Raw genomic sequence first — 16,733 nt, 5'->3', positions numbered from 1 at the left:
GGAGGGCGACGTCCAGGACTGGTGTTCACGCGCCTGCGCTCCCGCTGCTCCGCTCGACCGGGATCCACAGCTGGGAGTCGGTCTCCGCGCTGATTTCCACCGGCTGCGTCCGCAGGAGCTCCGGACCTGGCCGGCTCGCGTACGGGTTCGAGGGGAACCACTGCGTGAACACGTCCCGCCACAGCTCCTGGAGGGCGCTCGGATAGGGCCCGTGGTTGTCGAAGACCGCCCAGGTCCCGGCCGGCACGTCGAGGGCGTCGAGCTCCTCGGCGGCCGTCTCGGGGCTGGTCGCCACGCCGATCCAGTAGTCCGCCTCGGCGCCCTCCTCCCGGTTATCGGTCAGGTACAACGCCGCCGACAGGATCCCCTCCGGCTCCCGGCCGGCCAGCTCCTTCATCCGTACGATCGCCTGCTCGTCCAGGCTTTCCACGTGCGCCGCGGCCGCCGCGTTGACCCCCTCGTGCACGAGCGGGACCCGGGCCTTCCTGCCGACGACCCGAAACGATTCCTTCTCCACGATCCGGTACCGCATGGTCGTACTCCCTTCAACGACGACACGGAAGGACATGCGCGGCTGTGCCGTGAGCACCGCACCCGTGCGCCGGGCCTCGCCCGGCCCGATACCGTGCACCGACCGGAATGCCCGGGCGAACGCCTCGCCCGAGCCGTATCCGTACCGCACCGCGACATCGAGCAGCGTCAGCTCCCCGGCCAGCACCTCGGCCGCGGCGAGCGTCATCCGCCGGCGCCGCACGTAGACCGGGAGCGGCATCCCGGCGAGGGCGGAGAACAGCCGCCGGAAGTGGTACTCCGACACCGCGGCGATCCGGGCCACCTCGGCCATGTCAACCTCCCGGTCGAGGCACGCCTCCAGGTGGTTCAGCGCCTGATTCAGCCGCTCCAGCACGCGTATCCGTCCTTCCTTCTTGTGTCTCCCCTGTAGGAACGCCCACCCAGCCGCAGCCGCAGGAGCCGCAGCGGCCGGCACCCGAGCCCAAGCCGGAGTCGTTTGCCGCGCGCGGCGCCCCGGCTGTCATCGGCGCTGCGGTCTCGGGCGCCGGCCGGGCTGTCGTGACGCACATGCCCGACGAGTGGTCCCAGGGTGTTCCCTTACGGCCGGTCGACCGACGGGCCGACCGCGCGGCCGTCAGGCCGCCTTGCTGGAGTCAGAGAAGATTTGATCCTGCCCCGCCCGACAAAACCAGTGCGGGAATTGTTGGGCAGGAAGCCCCGGCGTTACCTGAGGCTTACGCCCATGACTGATATTAAGGGACTATGCGAGCCGCGGTTCGCCGCAGTCCGTGCGGCCCTTGCAGCTTTGTTCGGCAAGGACGACGTGGGCGCCTCGGTCGCTGTCTACCTCGACGGCGAGCCGGTGGTCGACATCTGGGGTGGGTACGCCGATGCGGACCGCTCTGTCAGCTGGGAGCGCGACACCCTCACCGGCGTGAACTCGACGACCAAGAACATGACCGCCCTGTGCGCGCTCATCCTGGCCGACCGAGGCCAGCTCGATCTGTCCGCCCCGGTCGCCGCCTACTGGCCCGAGTTCGCCGTGGCCGGCAAGGAGAACGTGCTGGTACGGCACGTGCTGTCCCATACCGCGGGGCTGCCGGACCTGTCCGGGCTGAAGGCGGTCGAGGACCTCTACGACTGGCAGAGCGTGACGGCAGGGCTGGCCGCGCAGGCCCCCGAATGGGAACCCGGAACGGCCGCCGGCTATCACGCGCTCACCTTCGGGTTCCTGGTCGGTGAGATCGTCCGCCGCATCACCGGCCGCAGCCTCGGCGAGTTCTTCGCCGAGGAAGTGGCCAAGCCGCTGGGCGCGGACTTCCACATCGGGCTCTGCGCCGAGCACGACCGCCGCGTCGCACCGCTCATCCCGCCGCCGTCACTGACCGAGGAGTACGCCTCCAGCGTACCGCCCGGACCGGACGGCACACGCCGGGAGTACACCGGTGCCGCGGTCCGGGTCAGGGATGCCAACTCCGTGGCGTGGCGCCGTGCGCAGATCCCTGCGGTGAACGGCTTCGGCAACGCTCGGTCTGTCGCCCTCGTCCAGTCGGTACTGGCAAACCAGGGTTCGGCTGGCGGGGTGCGACTGTTGTCCCCCCAGGGCTGTGAGCCCGCGTGGCAGGAGGTGTTCCGCGGCGAGGACCGCGTCCTGCAGTCGCCGATTTCCTGGACCGTGGGCTTCGGCAAGTTCGGCAGCACCTTCGGCTGGGGCGGCTGGGGCGGCTCGCTGGTCGCGAGCGACCCCGACTCTCGCATGACGGTGGCCTACGTCATGAACCAGATGATGGACCGAGACCAGCAGGAGGACAACCGCGGCTTGGAGATCATCATGGCCGCCTACAGCGGACTGCAGTGACAACCCGACGGGAGGGGGCAGTCCATGCAAGCATGGACTGCCCCCTCCCGCTCTCAGTTCCGCAGGTGAGGGGAACCACTGCAAGTCGTGCTCCTGGACGGCCGCCGGCGCCGCCCCATCGGCACCCTCTGGTCCATGAATGGCCGGCCCCTAAGCTTGTTTTTTATGGTTTGTGAGCTTTGAGTTGATTACGTTCAGCGATACTTTCAGGGCGTCTGGTCGTTTTGCCCACGTCGTAACGGGTGGCCGGTCGCCGGTTCTTCGAGCCAAGTGGGCGCCCTGGGTCGGGAGTTGAGGGTTTGGGTGCACGGGCCGGACTGTGTAGGTGAGGGCGGAGGTGGAGTACGCCCCGGACGTCGGCGTGCCACGTGGGCATCCGAGCAGGACGCCGCCAGTCGACGGATCAAGGCGGAGGGGGTGGAACCGATGTGAGGCCGGTCCCGCCGCCCCCTCTCCGTCCAAAGACGCTGTCAAGTATCACCGACCAGCTTTCTCTCACCATGTCTCAGCCATACCGAAGATCACCTAACTGAACAGAGAGGAATAATAAGGGAATTCGACCCTCCCATTCCTGCATCGAACTCCAGGAAATATCTCCCTACAGGGTATAAAAACTGGCCATTTCAGGACGCATTCTGTTATCGATTTCAATGACTATCTCTAGAATGACTCCCTCCGCTCACTGTGCGTGAATGAGCTTATGGAAGGTATCTCCTTGACCACTTTCTGCTGACTTCCTAGGTTGCTGGCGACCGAACGGGAGGACTGCGAGACGACCGGTTGCCACAGTGGCCGTCGGCCTTACGGAGCATCCGATGTGCGGCACTTCCAACGACAGGGACGGCGAAAACATGGCTATCGGCACTGCTGTGAAATGTTCGTTGACCGGCGTACTGGTGGGTTCGCTCGCCGCGCTGACGGCGATCACCCCGGCGCATGCGAGTGGAACGCCCAGTCAGCGCGGCGGCGACGCGGCGGCCGTCAGGCTCGAGGCAGCGGCCCACACCGTGGTCACCCCTCATGTGGCCGACGCGTACTGCACAGGCCGCGGATCGCCGCTTGACTGCTGGGTGCACGAGCCCGTGGTGACGCAGCCGACGACCTACTATCCGGCGATCCAGTTCCAGCCCGGCGACCGGGTGTCGATCGACGCAGGCGGTTGCGTGCAGACCGGTGGCCACGGCAGTACGTGGAAGCGATATGTCGATCCTGCCTCTGACGGTGACCTCTACCACGGACTGATCAACATTCCGGGCGGCACGGCCGGCACGCAACGACTGGTGGCGGTTGTCGGCCAGACTGTCGTGATCGGCGGATCCGGCGGCAGCCTGATGTTGGGCTACCAGGACAACAATTACTCGGACAACGGGTACTGGGGCCACGATGACGGCACCGGCAACCAGTGCAAGGGCGTCGGCAACGCCTGGGTGCACCTAGTGATCAGCTTCTAGGTGATTGGTGTTAAGCGGGTCTTCCTGAGCGTGCCGGTTCCTGATTGTGGTTGCCCGCTGGAGGTTCGGCCGTCTGGGCAGTGGCCCGTGCCCGTGTGCGGCCATGGCGGGCCTGTTGGTGTGTTCCTGGGCTCCCCCAGCACGGTCAGCCGGCGGCGATCGCCCAGTTTCCGTTGCCGGTGGACATGATGCCGGGCTCGCCGAGTCGTAGGTGCTTGGGAGGTGGCGGTGGCGTCAAACCCAGAAGGGGCCGCCGCGTTGGGACAGGATGGTGGGGGTGAGCTTGCTCTCGAGGACGGCTTGCCGCCACAGGGTGAGGTTCCTGTAGCGGGCCTGGTCAACCGGCCAGCGTCGCGGAGCCATGGGAACGGGCCGATGGGGTGAAAACTGTCTGCGTGAGTCGAGCAGTGCCGCCAGCTGTCCGCGAGCGAGCCCGCAGTCGCAGCTGTCCCCAATGCCGCGTCAAGCCAGGCGAGAAGTGCGCCCCGGACCGGGCCGGGCGCTCCCAGCTGCATCGTGGCCGAATCCACGACGCCCAGCAGAAGGGGCGGGCTGGGGCCGACTACTCGCGCCGCGCGAGGTCCTCGGGTGTGGGCTGGGACCGAGTCACGTACGGGTGGCCGTTGTAGTCGACGGTGATCGTGTGCCGGCACATCGACGACCGCAACACCCCGGACAAGCGCGCACGGTTCACCGGGTGGGTGGAGAGCTTCGTTCGGGCCGTCCACCGACACGCCCGTGAGCGCAGTCAGCCCTCCACCACCACCGAAGAGGCCCGGCTGGCCCTTGCGCTGGCAACCGAGTTCACCTTCCAGGAGCAAACCAAGATCCCGGAGCAGGTCCGGCGTTCCCAAACTGGGAACCCGCGGGATCGCAATCGTCGACGGACCCGCGGCGGTCGCTCGGCTCGCTGAGTCTGGCCCGCGCATTCCGCACTTCGCGAGCCGCATTTCGTCGGTTCCCCAGGTGTGGGGGCAGGCGCGTTCGAGGTTGCCCTCTTCTGGGCCGAAGACCGGCGGTTCCGGGCGGTAGGTGGCAGACCGATATCTCCAACCCGCTTTCCCGTGCGAAGGCGGCCAGGGCCTGAGCGGGGCGAGCCGCTCCAGCCCTCAGTCGATGGCCAGCGCCACCGGGCCATCGCCCTTGGAACGGGCCGAAACCGCCCAGGCATTGAGGTGGGCGATGAGGTCCCGCTGCTGTCCGGGCGCGGATCACCCGCGAGTTGCATCCATGGAGGCGGTATACGGGTCTCCGCCGGCGGTGCGCCTGGAGGCGTCGGCCACCCGCTGGACGATGCCGCCCCAGCGCTCGGCGAAGGCTCCCCAGAGCGCGCGCAGCCGTGGCTCCTCCCGTGCCACCTCGGCGACGACGTTGGCCGGGGACAGGCCCAGGGCGTGCAGGGGGCCGGCGTCCGACGTGCCCCAGGCCCCTATGTCGTCGGCCAGTACCTCGGGTTGGAACTGCACGCCCCAGACGGCCGACCCGATTCGGTACGCCTGGTGGGCGCAGCGCTCGCTGCTCAGCAGCGCGCCCTCGGGCAGCAGCCCGGTCTCCTCCCAGTGCCACTGCACCGCGCGCAGTGGCACTCCCTGACCCGCGTGGGTCGCGAACAGTTCGTCGGCGACCGCGCTGTGAAGGACGGTCAGTTCGCACAGCCCACCTCCGGTCGTGCCGCATGGCGGACCTCGCCGCCGCAGGCCACCGGGGGCCCGCAGGCCACCGGGGACAGCTCCATGCCCAGGCAGATGCCCAGGGTGGGAAGGTCCTGTGCCACAGCCGAGCGCAGCAGTTCCCGCACCGTCGGCAGCCAGGGAGCGCGCTCCTCGTCGTACGGTCCCATGGATCCGCCGAGAACCAGTAGACCGTCGTAGGGGTCCAGGGACGGGGGCAGTAGACCGCCCGCCCACGGGCGGCACACCTCGACCACCAGCCCCAGCTGCGTGAGGCGTTCGCCCACCTGGGCAGGGCCAGTACCGTCCTCGTGCTCGACGATGAGCACCCGCGCGCCGCCGGTGCTCGCGCCGCTCACAGCCGCCCCGCCTCGACGATGCGGCGCAGGAAGGAGCGTGTGCGCTCCTGCTGCGGGTCGCCGAAGATCTGCTCCGGCGGGCCTTCCTCCAACAGGACGCCTTGATGGAGGAAGCACACTTTGTGTGAGACCTCCCGGGCGAAGCCCATCTCGTGGGTGGCAAGAAGCATGGTCATGCCGCCTTCGGCCAGTTCGCGGACGATGGCCAGTACCTCGGCGACGAGTTCGGGATCGAGGGCGGAGGTGATCTCGTCGAGGAGCAGCGCGCGCGGCCGGGTGGCGAGGGCTCGCACGATGGCCACGCGCTGCTGCTGTCCGCCGGAGAGCTGGTCGGGCATGCGGTCGGCCTTGTCGGCGAGTCCCACCCGCTCCAGCAGGACCCGGGCCTGCTCCTCGGCCTCGGATCGCGGTATCCCGGCCACCCGCATCGGGGCCAGGGCCACGTTCCGTACGACACTCATGTGGGGGAAGAGATTGAATTGCTGGAAGACGATGCCGACATCGCGGCGCAGCCGGTCCACAACGGTGCCGCGGCCGGAGGTCACCTCGCCTCCGACGCGGATCTCGCCCGCGTCGATGTGCTCAAGGCCGTTGATGCACCGCAGCAGTGTCGACTTGCCGCTGCCGGAGGCACCGATCAGGGTTACCACCTGATGTTGTTCGACGTTCAGGTCGATGCCGCGGAGCACGGGGGTCGCGCCGTAACTCTTGTGCGCGCTGTCGATCTCGATGAACGCCATGTCAGGATCTCTTTCCGTTGGGCTGCTCCCGCGCCACCAGGCGGTCCACCAGCCGGGCCTGCGGGATCGTGATGAGGACGAAGAGCGCCGCGACCACGGTCACCGATGAGAGATTGAAGTGGTTGGACGCGAAGATCTTCGACTGGTTGAAGGCGTCGATCGTGCCGATGACGTTCACCAGCGCGGTGTCCTTCTGCGGGCTGATGAAGTCGTTGAGCAGCGGCGGGATGACACGGCGGGTGGCCTGCGGTAGCACCACGTGACGCAGCGTGGCGCTGCGGGAGAGGCCGAGCGAGCGGGCGGCCGCGCTCTGGCCAGGCTCGATGGACTCGATGCCGGCCCGGAACACCTCGGCGACATAGGCGCCGTTGGTCAGCGTGAGCGCGAGGATCGCGAACCAGACGGGGCTGAGGGAGCTCACGAACGGTACCTCGGCGAGCGGCAGTCCGAAGCCGATCAGATAGATGACGATGATCGCCGGTACGGCGCGGAAGCCGTCGATATAGGTGGTGGCCAGCAGCCGCAGCGGGCGGGCGGCCGGTGCGGCCCGGTGCCATCCGCCCGAGGGCGAGCGCCAGTCCCCAGAGGAGGATCAGGAGCTGAGCGACGACGGCGATGAAGGGGGAAGTGCAGGAAACGGCGGTGTTGCCGCCCCCGTTATAGCCGCCGGTGTTCCCGATCAGCTTCCCCGTACGGGTCGCCGCGTTGTAGTCCGCGATCCACGGCCCGCCGGACACTCCGCCAAAGAAGCCACCGCACTCCATTCGCATCTGGCGGAAGCCGGGCAGGCGCTGGGTGCGGACGTCGCAGCGCAGAGCCTTGTGGTCTTTGTTGTGTTCCTGACTGGAGGGGTATCCGACGACAGTGACATCGTGGGTGTAGCTGGTCGTCGACGTGAAGGTTAGCGCCCCGGTGACGTCTTCGACCTTCCCCTTGGCGTTGGGGACGATGCGCGCGAACGCCAGATCGAGGTCGGAGACGGGGAGCTTCGTGTCTCCCTTCGGGGTGTCCTTTTCCGCCTTCTTGTACCGCGGGCCCAGGAAGACGTCGTTGACCGGGAAGACACCGCTGGGCTGATTGGCAGCCGGGCTGCCGTGACGGTACTGCGGCACGAAGATCCGGTGTTTGGCGGCCTTCAGGCCTATCGCGCAGTGCCCGGCGGTCAGTACGAGATCACGGGTGCTGCTGTGGACGACGCTGCCCGTGTAGTACGTCTCCGCCCCACCCAGTTCCGTGCCGTCGAAGAAGAACGTTCCCACCATCGGCAGTCCGCCGAAATACTCACCCTGCTTAACGTTCGCACGTGAGGCCGCGAGTCCGGACGCGGGGACCTTCGCAGGCCCGGCGGCCGGCCCTTCACCCCTCTCGGCATCGACCGTAACCGCGTCAGCCATCCGCTCCGCCGTCCAGTAGCTCTCCTCCTCACTCAGCGAGGGAGAGGGCGGAGCCGTCGTGGGATCGGCTGCCGGCAGGGGCGAGGCGGAGGAAGGGTGGGGCGCGGCGCCTGGGGGAGGAGGCGCATCCCCTGACGGTATGGGCGGCGGAGCGGGAGCCGCTGCGACAGCAGCACCGGTGCCAAGTGCGCCTGCGCACAGAATAAGCGTGAGCGCAGGCAACCAAGGTAAGCGCAATGCACTGTCTCTCTAGTAGGGGACCGCGTGTCCCCAACCGGGCAATAATCGCACGCCAGTTCCATTTGCGACGGAAGGGACGCACGAGCGTCGCCATGAAACGCTTACGTACTGCCCTCGCCGCAGCGCTGTCCCTGGGGTGCGCGCTGGCCGCAGCCTCGGCAGCGGCAGCCGAACCGCTGCCCTACGCACCCGGGCAGGTCCTCCCGGTCCGCCCGGGCGACGTTCTCAACGTGTCGCTGCCCGAGGGGAAGCTGGAGAACGGCGACGTACTCACCTCAACGGCCTTCCTCGCCGAGGGTGTCCTGCGGATGCATGCCCCGCGCCTGACCGCGACCGTCGCCATCAAGTGCAACGCGACGCCGGGCACTTACGCGGTGGAGATCATTCCCCCGGCCTGAACGAGCCAACCCCTTCACCACGCTGCGGGTGGAGAGAACCGACGACGCCTCGCTGCGGGCCTGCCGAACCAAGCTGGAAAACCTGGTGCCCGACTCCAAGGAAGAGCAGTGGCCCAAGACGACGAAGTGGCCGCAGACGGCCTGGGACGTGCGGTCCTTCCCGGCCGGCAGCCGGGTGGTGGCCACAAATGTCGGCCACGAGTTCGACGGCTCCGTCAGCCTCGTCTCCCCGCCTTCGCCGACCGGCCCGTCCTGAGCGGCGGAAAGTCCGAGCAGACCGCGACCGCAACCATCAAGTGCGATGCCAAGCCCGGCCTCTACACCGTCTTCCAGTACGACAAAGACTCGTCCCAGGTCCGGCAGGAAGTCTGGGCGCGCTACAGAGTCGTCGCCGCCGACGAATCGACGCAACGCTCCTGCACCGCCGGAAAACCGGCGCTCGCGGGCGCCGACTTCCGCAAGACGCTATGACATGGACCGCGGCAGGCGGCGCGACACTCGCCACAGTCGCCGGCGCGCTGCTCATCATCCGGCGCAGGCGATCCCGCAACGTTCTGGGTGCGTCGGCGGACGGCTCTGCCGAGCCCGCCGCGCTTCACAACTTCGAGCATGCGCCCGTACAGGTCGACGGCCTTGGGGTCCTCCCCGCGGACCGGCGGTGGTTCGGCCATGGATGTCCTCCCGCCTCCTGAGCGGCGCCAGGGGGCAACTCGGGAAGTCGATCCACCTGTGCGCAAGAGGGCCAACCAGGACGACTGTGCGCATGTTCGAGACATGCCCCGCCAGTTTATCGCGCGCCAGTTCGACTCTTCTGCCATGCGGCCATCACGCTGGGCACCTCCAGCGCCTATGCCGCTGAGGTCGTCGTCTGGCGGCTGCGGCGGCGTACGGAGGCCCGCAGCCGCTTCGACGAGAAGCTGACCGTCGTCATCGTCCTGGCGCTGGGCGTCCTGATCGCACCCACCCGGGCATCTTGGGACAGCTTGCGAGCGGCGTCACGCCCGGCCGATGAGCCCACGCACACGTACGGGCCGGACGGCGCCCGTCGGCGCCCACTGCGGGGCACGGATCTGGGGAGCGGGGGAGTGATGGCAGCACGTCGATGGCGCCGGCGATTGAAGAAGTAACCCAGTCCACGTAAAAGGGGCTTGGGGCTCGTGGTTTGAGCTTCGGGATCGTTGCGCCGCTATGTGCGCATGGTTGAGCTGGGCCTTCGTGAAGGAGGCCGGGCGGGACCCGAGCTTCGGGCCCGGCCTTCGCGGACTGCGTGAACCGCGCGTGACGCCCCGGGGGGCCTCGCTCGTCGTCGCCGTCCGCTACTGCGCGCCCAGGAGCTGGAGGATCCCGTTCACTGCTTCCACGATCGGCACACCCAGCGCCCCGGCGGTCGCGGCGACGCCGGCGATGGCCATCAGGGCGCGTGTGCGGACCTGCGGCTGGACCACGGCGTCGGGGGCGAGGACCGGCAGGGAGTCGTCGATCGTCTGCGCGCCCAGAGGCGACACCTCCGCGCGCAGGTGTCGGAGCTGTGTTGTCAACGCCTCGATGGCGGACCGCAGTTCAGGGTCCATGGCGGCCGGCGCCGCGTTCTTCACCATGCCGGTGTTGTTCGTGCCGCCGTGCATGGTGACGTTGTCACCGAGGTAGTAGTTGTCGCCGGTCATGACTTCGCCATCCCCACGTTGCCCGATCCGCCGTACATATTGACGTTGTCGCCGAAGTGGTAGTTCCTGGGATTGATCAGAAGCGTCTCGGCCTTCACCTGGAACTCGATCTCGGGGTTCTCGATCCAGTTCACGACCTGGCCGACGAGCTCATTGAGATGCTGGGTGTTTTTGCTGGTCACCAGGGCCGTCGACGCGCCGGACGTCTCGACGGCCAGCACCCAGTGGGAGGCGGCGGTCAGGACCGCCCCCAAATCCCCGGCGCAGTAGACCAGCGCCACAACGGCGCCGGTCCAGACGAGTCGGGTGATCGTTTGCGAGGCATCCTCGTCGCTGGCGAAGCCGGTGATTCCGTTGAGGATCATCAGGGCGAAGGCCACCGACAGGACGATCCCGACGCGCTTGAGGAAGAGCACGGTCGCCTCACCGCGCCGTGGGGTGAGTAGGAACGTGTACACCCGCGTAATGTTCTGCAGCGGGTAGGCGGCGCCGCCTACCCACAGCAGCCGTTTGCTGGTCCGCAGGTCGACGCCGCCCGCCAGGTGCGGGGGTAACGACGGCGGGGGCGGAGGAGCGACTCGGTTGTGCCAGGGTCTGTCGCTACTGGACGCCTTGGACCGTAACGTCGGCGGGGGCTGCTGCCGCGCCATCTCCGGGTTCTCGCGTCTGTCCATGCCTGTCGATGCCCGCTGAGGCGTGTGATGCCCGTCACTGGGGGATGAACTATAGCGGGACGGAAGCGAACACCGCCGCTCCTTTCTGGGCAAAGATGGCGCAACGCAGGACGGAGGCTGCCCACTTCATGGGCATCACCGACGCGGTCCGCGGCCGCACGCCTGGCCTCGGCGGTCGCGGCCACGATCCGCGCGGGCGGCTCACACCTTGATCCGAACCAGGAACACGTCCTAGCAGCGGCCGCCCCCAGACCAAACTCACCATCCTGCACGCACGCTGCCTCCTGCCGTTGTGGTAGCCACCCGCCGCGGAGTAGCTCCCCGTGCCTCCCCACACTGATGCTCTTACGCTGGTCACAGGGGGTGTGGCAGGAGGAGAGAAGAGTGCCAGCTCTGCTGTCGACCGCGATCAGTTTCGGGCTGGTGACCATCCCTGTGCTGGTGGTGCCGGCGACCGAGTCCCACAGCATCAGCTTCCGGCAGATCCATCTGGAGGACGGTTCCCGGGTGCGGAACCGGAAGATGTGCCAGGAGTGCGGGCAGCAGCTGCGGCAGGACGAGATCGGTCGCGGATGGGAGCTGCCCGACGGGTCGCTGATGGAGGTCACGGACGAGGAGCTGGACAGTCTGCCGCTGGAGCACGTCCGGGCGATCGAGGTCATCGGCTTCAACCAGGCCGAGTCCGTGAACCCGACGAGTCTGGGGCACTCGTACTACTTGGCGGTCAGGGGTGCCATCGCCGCCAAGCCCTACACGCTGATCACCAAGGCTTTGCAGCGCACGGACAAGATCGCCGTGGTCCGCTACTCGCTGCGTGACCGGACCCGGCTCGGCCTGCTGCGGGTGAAAGACGATGTGCTGCTGTTGCAGCAGCTGCTCGCGCCGGACGAGGTCCGCTCGCCGACGCTGGTCGGCGCGCCCGAAGCGGATGTCGACGACAGTGAGGTACAGGGTGCGCTTCAGCTCGCGGAGGCTTTCGACGCGGATGACCTGTCGGGCTTCAGGGACACGTACACGGACGCACTCACCGAGATCATCAATGCGAAGGTCGAAGGCCGCGAGGTGCCGGCGGCACCCGAGCAGGAGGCGCCGGGCGCTCCGGTCGTGGACCTGATGGCCGCGCTGAACGAGTCCGTCGCCAAGGCCCGGGCCACACGCGGCGACACCGGCCAGGACGCCACCGTCCACAAGATGACCACCCCGAAGAAGCGGGCCGCCAAGAAGTCCACCACGGCGACCGTCAAGAAGGCCGCGGCCGCGTCCACGAAGAAGACAGCCGCGAAGCAGGCGAGCGGACGCAAGACGCGTAGTGCCTGAGGGGACCGGCACCGCGCGAGCAGACGCAGGAAGCCGCTCACGTCGGTGTGACCACGGCCGAGAGTCGGCCAGCGGCGCTCGGAGGCGCCCAGGTCAGCCCGTCATGACGATTCGTAGTTGGCCGGTCTGTCGACCGACAGTTGGCCACTGGCGGCCCTGGTACGGCGCCTTCGTGCGCTGAAGGCGCAGGTCCGTGACCGAACCCGCTACGCGGGTTCAGAGCGTGAGAACGGGCCGGGTGGTGAAGTCCTCGCAGAGGGGCGTCCGATGTCAGATGGCCGGGTGACCCTGCCGGGCTGATCGGTACGCGTACCGGTCGGGGCGCGGCGACAGACCGCCTGGCGCTGGTGCTGGAGGCGCGGGAGACCGGCCGGGTGCGGCAGTGCGGCGGGACGGTGGACACCAAGCGCGGGCCGTGCGGCGGCGACGGTGGCCCGGCTGCTGGACGACGCGGCAGTGGACGGCTCGCATGTCAGAGCTCTCAAAGGGGGGCTCACACTGGACCTTCGCCGGTCGATCGGGGCAGGCCGGGCAGCAAGCACCATCTGATCGTCGACCGGCACGGCACACCGCTCGCCGTGTCGCTGACCGGCGGCAACCGACACGACGTCACCCAGTTGTTGCCGCTGTTGGATGCCATCCTCCGTATTCGGGGACTGCGCGGCCGGCCACGGCACCGGCCGCGGAGGCTGTTCGCACCGATCGCGGCTACGACTTCGACAAGTACAGGCGCCTGATCCGCAAGCGGGGCATCACACCGAAGATCGCCCGCCGCGGCACTCGCCTTCCTCGTGCCACAGCTCATCCTCGCCGGACACACCGCCCACGACGCGGAGAAGTGGGCCGGCCAGGTCCCGGCCTACCAGCAGGCCGACGACACCGATCTTGCGGGCAACGGCCCGGTTTGCGGACAACGCGATGACCTGGGCCGTGTATCCGCCGGTAGAGCTGGCAGAGACGGAGGACGAGGAGGAGAAACCAGTTGGTCAGCCAGGTCAGGGTGATCGCCAGGCACCCCCCCGCAACCCTGAGCCGACCAGACCCGCACCATACGCCGCCGCGCCCGTTGACCGGGCGCACTTGCAGTCGCATAGTCTCCCGGGTACTGGTCCTGGCCCGGCGAATTACCACCTCACCATGCTTTGGGCCGAGAGCGGTCGCCGCCCTCGATTTCCGCCAGCCAGTTGATGGGTTCGCAGTCGGTCCGTCGCAGAATCCCGGGGTCCGGCGGGTACTCCTCGTTCGGGGGCCCTGACCAGTAGGCCCGCCGTGTGCGGGGAATGGGCACCTCCACCAGCCTGCCGTCGTGGAGCATCCACAGACCGAAGCAGTCGCCGTCCTCGTCGTGGATCAGTACCTGCACACTCTCCGGCTTGGGCCACGGCAGCGCCTCCAGATGTTTCAGCAACCCGGATCGCGGCCGCACATGATCGAACTCGACGAACCACCCGTAGATGCTCTCCCCGAGTGGGGCGAAAGTGCCCTTCCAGGTGCGCTCGGGGTCCCGCCGCGTCAGCGGCTCCATGACCTCGTCTGCCCAATGTGCCAGCACGATGACCTCGGCGTTTCTGCTCATACTGAAGTATCGCCGCCGACAAGGGGTCTGCCGTCAATGTGATCTTGGTTCGTGGATCATGGTCTTGTGATGTATCGCCTTGAACTGTCCGATGCCGAGTGGAACTTCGTGCAGCCGTTGCTGCGCCGTACGTCGGTGGAGTCCCCGGCCGGATGACCGGACGATGCTCAGCGGGATCGGGTGGAAGTTCCGAGCCGGGTGGCCTGGCGGGATGTGCCCGAGCGATGGGGCTCCTGGGCGAGCGGGCACACCCCTGAGGGGCAAGCTGCGCCGGTAGCGCCCGTGGGGCGGTGACGGGCTTGCGGTTGCTGCGCTTGTGGGATCGGCGCTCCGCCCGAACCCCTACGTCGACGAGCTCGTACGCCGGGGAGTGATCACCATCGGCTCGTTCGCGCGACGGTGAGCGGGACCGAGAGGATGGCCACGGACACTCGCCACCGTCATGGGGCCGCTTTACGCCCTGTCCGGTCACCTCCGTGCGGGTGATTCCGGTTGTTCCTCATGGCCGGTCCTCCTCCTTAGGGGAGCGTCAGTGTTTGGTGAGGGGACCGGAAGAGCGCAGGGCGGCCAAGCGGCGCTGGTACTCCTCTTCATCTATGTCGCCGCGGGCGAACCGCTCGGCGAGCAACTGCTCGGGCGAGGGCCCGCCGTGCATGTGGGTGGACTCGGGGGCACGGTTCACGGCGCGGAAGAGCAGGACAGCGGCGGTGATGATCAGGGCCCAGAAAAGGATCATGCTGGCCGACATGGCGAACCAGCCCCAGCCGCTGACGTCGTGGTCGTACCAGAACATCATCTCAACTCACTTCCCCGGGCTCGGGGGCTGCGGGCACGGGGCCAGTCGTCCATCGGGCGTTCTCTGTCACTGCCACAGTCGCTCCCGCCCGGGACCCGTGCCCAGGGCCGCCCGGTCCTGGGCACCGGGCCGTTCGGCCTCTACCTGACAGGGGTAGCCGCGAGCGACGCTGGGGGTGTCACCAGGCAGAGAGGACGGTTCGCCATGGGCGTCGCCGATGCGGTCGTGGTGATCTCCGCCACCGTGCTGATGGCCGGTCTGGGGTGGTTCTTCTTCGGGCCGCGCCGTGCCCGTACGGCACGTCTGGAAGGCGGGGTGCAGCGGGTCGAGGTGACGGTGCTCGGCGGCTTCAGCCCCGACGTCATCAAGGTCCGGCAGGGAATTCCGGTGGAGCTGGTCTTCGACCGGCAGGAGAGCGGTGAGTGCACCAACCGGGTGGTCTTCCCTGATCTGCGGGTGAGTGCCGGGCTGCCGGCGTATGCGCGTACCACCGTGCGGGTGCATCCGGCAGAGGCGGGCTCGTTCGGTGTTCGAAGATCAGCACCGGGTCGGGGTCGGCCAGCGCAGGGGCGAGCATGTGGCGTGCGTCGTCGATGGTGGCCGGGGCGAGGACGCGGATGCCGGGGATGTGCGCATACCAGCCTTCCAGGCTGTGCGAGTGCTGTGCGGCGAGCTGCCGTCCCGCGCCCGTTGTCATGCGGATCACCAGCGGTACGGGCAGCTGGCCACCCGACATGCGCAGCAGGGTGGCGGCGTTGTTGAGGATCTGGTCGAGCGCGAGCAGGCTGAAGTTCACGGTCATGATCTCGACGACCGGGCGCATCCCGGCCAGGGCCGCGCCGATGCCGGCGCCCACGAACGCGGACTTTGACAGCGGGGTGTCGCGGACCCGTTCCTGCCCGAACTCCTCCAGCAGGCCGAGGCTGACGCCGAAGCATCCGCCGTACCGGCCGACGTCCTCGCCCATGAGGAAGACACGGTCGTCGGACCGCAAGGCATCGCGAAGAGCCTCTCGCATCGCCTCTCGGTAGGTCGTCTTCTGCTCCTGCGGCTGTCCGGTGCCCATGATCAGCTCACCTCCGCCGAAGCACTCGTGACATGGCGCAGCAGATCTTCGACCGGCTCTTCGGGCGCCCCTTCGGCGGCTACGACGGCGTGGTCGATCTCGTCGGTGACCCGGCGCTCGATCGCGGCGAGTTCCTTGTCGCCCAGCTCGCCGTCCTCGCGTATGCGGTCCATGAGGCGGGTGATCGGGTCCCGGCCCTTCCACCGCTCGATCTCCCCTTTGTCCCTGTAGCGGTCCGGGTCGTACATGGAGTGGGCGCGGAAGCGGTAGGTGCGCAGCTCCAGGAAGTGCGGTCCGGCGCCTGCCCGGATGGCTTCGGTGGCCCGGCGGGCGGCCTGCTCGACGGCTTCGACGTCCATGCCGTCCACGGCCCAGGCGACCATGCCGTAGGAGGCGGCGCGCATGGCCAGGTCGGTCTGTGCTTCGTGTCGCTCGATGGCCGTGCCCATGGCGTAGAGGTTGTTCTCGCAGACGAGCAGCAGCGGCAGATTCCAGAGAGCGGCGAGGTTCGCCGTCTCGTGGAATTCACCCTCGGCGAAGGCCCCGTCGCCGAAGAAGCAGCAGGTGACGGGGCGCTGGGCGCGCATGCGGTCGGCGAGGGCGAGGCCGGCGGACAGCGGGAGACCTCCGGCGACGATCGCGTTGCCGCCATAGAAGCGGCGGCTCGCGTCGAACAGGTGCATGGACCCGCCGCGGCCTCCGCTGCAGCCGGTCGTCCTGCCGTACATCTCGGCCATGACGGCCTCTGCGGGGATGCCTCGGGCGAGCGCGTGGCCGTGCTCTCGGTAGGTGGAGACCACCGCGTCCTTGGGGTTCAGCGCCTCGTTGACACCTACGGCGACGGCCTCCTCGCCGATGTAGAGGTGGACGAAGCCGCGGATCTTGGCGGCGCTGTACAGCTCGACGCATCGTTCCTCGAAGCACCGGATGCGCAGCATCGCCTCCAGCAGGTCCACCCTGTGCTCGGTGGCCGGCCGGTCGGCGGGACGCCTGGTCTTCGCGCTCTGCTTGTTCGCC

The 16,733-nt window shown here is 68.2% G+C and carries 16 protein-coding genes and 4 pseudogenes; 7 read left to right on the top strand and 13 right to left on the bottom strand.

Going from position 1 to position 16,733, the window contains the following annotated elements:
* Positions 1-25: 25 nt before the first annotated feature.
* On the bottom strand, positions 26-907 hold the full coding sequence (locus tag OG293_RS00695; RefSeq protein ID WP_405996766.1) for a GyrI-like domain-containing protein: 882 nt from the start codon (positions 905-907) through the stop codon (positions 26-28).
* A gap of 348 nt (positions 908-1,255) precedes the next feature.
* Between OG293_RS00695 and OG293_RS00690 the strand changes: the two genes are divergently transcribed.
* Positions 1,256-2,371 (top strand): serine hydrolase domain-containing protein, encoded by a 1,116-nt coding sequence (locus tag OG293_RS00690; protein ID WP_405996765.1) that lies wholly within the window; start codon positions 1,256-1,258, stop codon positions 2,369-2,371.
* 163 nt (positions 2,372-2,534) lie between these two features.
* Here OG293_RS00690 and OG293_RS00685 read toward each other — a convergent pair.
* Positions 2,535-2,732: pseudogene (locus tag OG293_RS00685) on the bottom strand (transposase); the annotation flags it as partial.
* 454 nt (positions 2,733-3,186) lie between these two features.
* On the opposite strand from OG293_RS00685, the gene OG293_RS00680 reads away from it, so the two are divergent.
* A complete protein-coding gene (locus OG293_RS00680) occupies positions 3,187-3,822 on the top strand; it encodes a hypothetical protein (protein WP_405996764.1) in 636 nt (211 codons plus the stop codon).
* 1,211 nt (positions 3,823-5,033) lie between these two features.
* On the opposite strand, the gene OG293_RS00675 is transcribed toward OG293_RS00680, so the two are convergent.
* The 4 genes from OG293_RS00675 to OG293_RS00660 all read right to left on the bottom strand — a co-directional run bounded on the left by OG293_RS00675 (position 5,034) and on the right by OG293_RS00660 (position 7,117).
* Positions 5,034-5,393: a hypothetical protein gene (locus OG293_RS00675; protein WP_405996763.1), complete on the bottom strand. Its 360-nt coding sequence runs from the start codon at positions 5,391-5,393 to the stop codon at positions 5,034-5,036.
* A gap of 71 nt (positions 5,394-5,464) precedes the next feature.
* Positions 5,465-5,851: a type 1 glutamine amidotransferase gene (locus OG293_RS00670; RefSeq protein WP_405996762.1), complete on the bottom strand. Its 387-nt coding sequence runs from the start codon at positions 5,849-5,851 to the stop codon at positions 5,465-5,467.
* A complete protein-coding gene (locus tag OG293_RS00665) occupies positions 5,848-6,591 on the bottom strand; it encodes an amino acid ABC transporter ATP-binding protein (RefSeq protein ID WP_405996761.1) in 744 nt (247 codons plus the stop codon). The genes OG293_RS00670 and OG293_RS00665 overlap by 4 nt, the downstream gene beginning before the upstream one ends.
* A 1-nt stretch (position 6,592) precedes the next feature.
* On the bottom strand, positions 6,593-7,117 hold the full coding sequence (locus OG293_RS00660) for an amino acid ABC transporter permease (RefSeq protein ID WP_406003464.1): 525 nt from the start codon (positions 7,115-7,117) through the stop codon (positions 6,593-6,595).
* A gap of 1,200 nt (positions 7,118-8,317) precedes the next feature.
* Between OG293_RS00660 and OG293_RS00655 the strand changes: the two genes are divergently transcribed.
* Both OG293_RS00655 and OG293_RS00650 read left to right on the top strand, forming a co-directional pair.
* On the top strand, positions 8,318-8,623 hold the full coding sequence (locus tag OG293_RS00655; RefSeq protein ID WP_405996760.1) for a hypothetical protein: 306 nt from the start codon (positions 8,318-8,320) through the stop codon (positions 8,621-8,623).
* A gap of 28 nt (positions 8,624-8,651) precedes the next feature.
* A complete protein-coding gene (locus OG293_RS00650; RefSeq protein WP_405996759.1) occupies positions 8,652-8,879 on the top strand; it encodes a hypothetical protein in 228 nt (75 codons plus the stop codon).
* Between the two features lie 1,060 nt (positions 8,880-9,939).
* Here OG293_RS00650 and OG293_RS00645 read toward each other — a convergent pair.
* Both OG293_RS00645 and OG293_RS00640 read right to left on the bottom strand, forming a co-directional pair.
* Positions 9,940-10,287 (bottom strand): hypothetical protein, encoded by a 348-nt coding sequence (locus OG293_RS00645; RefSeq protein ID WP_405996758.1) that lies wholly within the window; start codon positions 10,285-10,287, stop codon positions 9,940-9,942.
* Positions 10,284-10,961 (bottom strand): DUF6232 family protein, encoded by a 678-nt coding sequence (locus OG293_RS00640; protein WP_405996757.1) that lies wholly within the window; start codon positions 10,959-10,961, stop codon positions 10,284-10,286. Before OG293_RS00640 ends, OG293_RS00645 begins: the two co-directional genes overlap by 4 nt.
* A gap of 384 nt (positions 10,962-11,345) precedes the next feature.
* Here OG293_RS00640 and OG293_RS00635 point away from each other — a divergent pair, with 384 nt between their 5' ends.
* Together OG293_RS00635 and OG293_RS00630 are read left to right on the top strand one after the other, a co-directional pair.
* Positions 11,346-12,278, top strand: a complete 933-nt coding sequence (locus OG293_RS00635; protein WP_405996756.1) for a Ku protein — start codon at positions 11,346-11,348, stop codon at positions 12,276-12,278.
* Between the two features lie 348 nt (positions 12,279-12,626).
* A pseudogene (locus OG293_RS00630) lies at positions 12,627-13,056 on the top strand (transposase); the annotation flags it as partial.
* Here the strand turns inward: OG293_RS00630 and OG293_RS00625 are convergent.
* The 3 genes from OG293_RS00625 to OG293_RS00615 form a co-directional block, all read right to left on the bottom strand.
* Positions 13,031-13,192, bottom strand: a complete 162-nt coding sequence (locus OG293_RS00625) for a hypothetical protein (protein ID WP_405996755.1) — start codon at positions 13,190-13,192, stop codon at positions 13,031-13,033. The pseudogene OG293_RS00630 and the gene OG293_RS00625 overlap by 26 nt on opposite strands.
* A gap of 218 nt (positions 13,193-13,410) precedes the next feature.
* Positions 13,411-13,854, bottom strand: a complete 444-nt coding sequence (locus tag OG293_RS00620; protein ID WP_405996754.1) for a hypothetical protein — start codon at positions 13,852-13,854, stop codon at positions 13,411-13,413.
* A gap of 529 nt (positions 13,855-14,383) precedes the next feature.
* Positions 14,384-14,650 (bottom strand): SHOCT domain-containing protein, encoded by a 267-nt coding sequence (locus tag OG293_RS00615; protein WP_405996753.1) that lies wholly within the window; start codon positions 14,648-14,650, stop codon positions 14,384-14,386.
* Positions 14,651-14,854: 204 nt separating this feature from the next.
* Between OG293_RS00615 and OG293_RS00610 the strand changes: the two are divergent.
* Positions 14,855-15,115: pseudogene (locus OG293_RS00610) on the top strand (ATPase P); the annotation flags it as partial.
* Positions 15,116-15,176: 61 nt separating this feature from the next.
* Here OG293_RS00610 and OG293_RS00605 read toward each other — a convergent pair.
* Both OG293_RS00605 and pdhA read right to left on the bottom strand, forming a co-directional pair.
* Positions 15,177-15,716 (bottom strand): annotated as a pseudogene (locus OG293_RS00605) (alpha-ketoacid dehydrogenase subunit beta); the annotation flags it as partial.
* A gap of 2 nt (positions 15,717-15,718) precedes the next feature.
* Complete coding sequence (gene pdhA / locus OG293_RS00600; protein WP_405996752.1) at positions 15,719-16,672, bottom strand: pyruvate dehydrogenase (acetyl-transferring) E1 component subunit alpha; 954 nt, start codon at positions 16,670-16,672, stop codon at positions 15,719-15,721.
* Between the last annotated feature and the right edge of the window lie 61 nt (positions 16,673-16,733).

Source organism: Streptomyces sp. NBC_00829 (assembly GCF_045161795.1).
Taxonomy (GTDB): domain Bacteria; phylum Actinomycetota; class Actinomycetes; order Streptomycetales; family Streptomycetaceae; genus Streptomyces.
The sequence above is the reverse complement of the archived record's forward strand: the minus strand, read 5'-3'. Positions and strand labels throughout refer to the sequence as shown.

Coding starts and splice junctions, on each gene's coding strand:
- OG293_RS00690 (WP_405996765.1), top strand. CDS start 1,256: ATGACTGATATTAAGGGACTATGCGAGCCGCGGTTCGCCGCAGTCCGT.
- OG293_RS00680 (WP_405996764.1), top strand. CDS start 3,187: ATGTGCGGCACTTCCAACGACAGGGACGGCGAAAACATGGCTATCGGC.
- OG293_RS00665 (WP_405996761.1), bottom strand. CDS start 6,591: ATGGCGTTCATCGAGATCGACAGCGCGCACAAGAGTTACGGCGCGACC.
- OG293_RS00655 (WP_405996760.1), top strand. CDS start 8,318: ATGAAACGCTTACGTACTGCCCTCGCCGCAGCGCTGTCCCTGGGGTGC.
- OG293_RS00645 (WP_405996758.1), bottom strand. CDS start 10,287: ATGACCGGCGACAACTACTACCTCGGTGACAACGTCACCATGCACGGC.
- OG293_RS00640 (WP_405996757.1), bottom strand. CDS start 10,961: ATGGACAGACGCGAGAACCCGGAGATGGCGCGGCAGCAGCCCCCGCCG.
- OG293_RS00620 (WP_405996754.1), bottom strand. CDS start 13,854: ATGAGCAGAAACGCCGAGGTCATCGTGCTGGCACATTGGGCAGACGAG.
- OG293_RS00615 (WP_405996753.1), bottom strand. CDS start 14,650: ATGATGTTCTGGTACGACCACGACGTCAGCGGCTGGGGCTGGTTCGCC.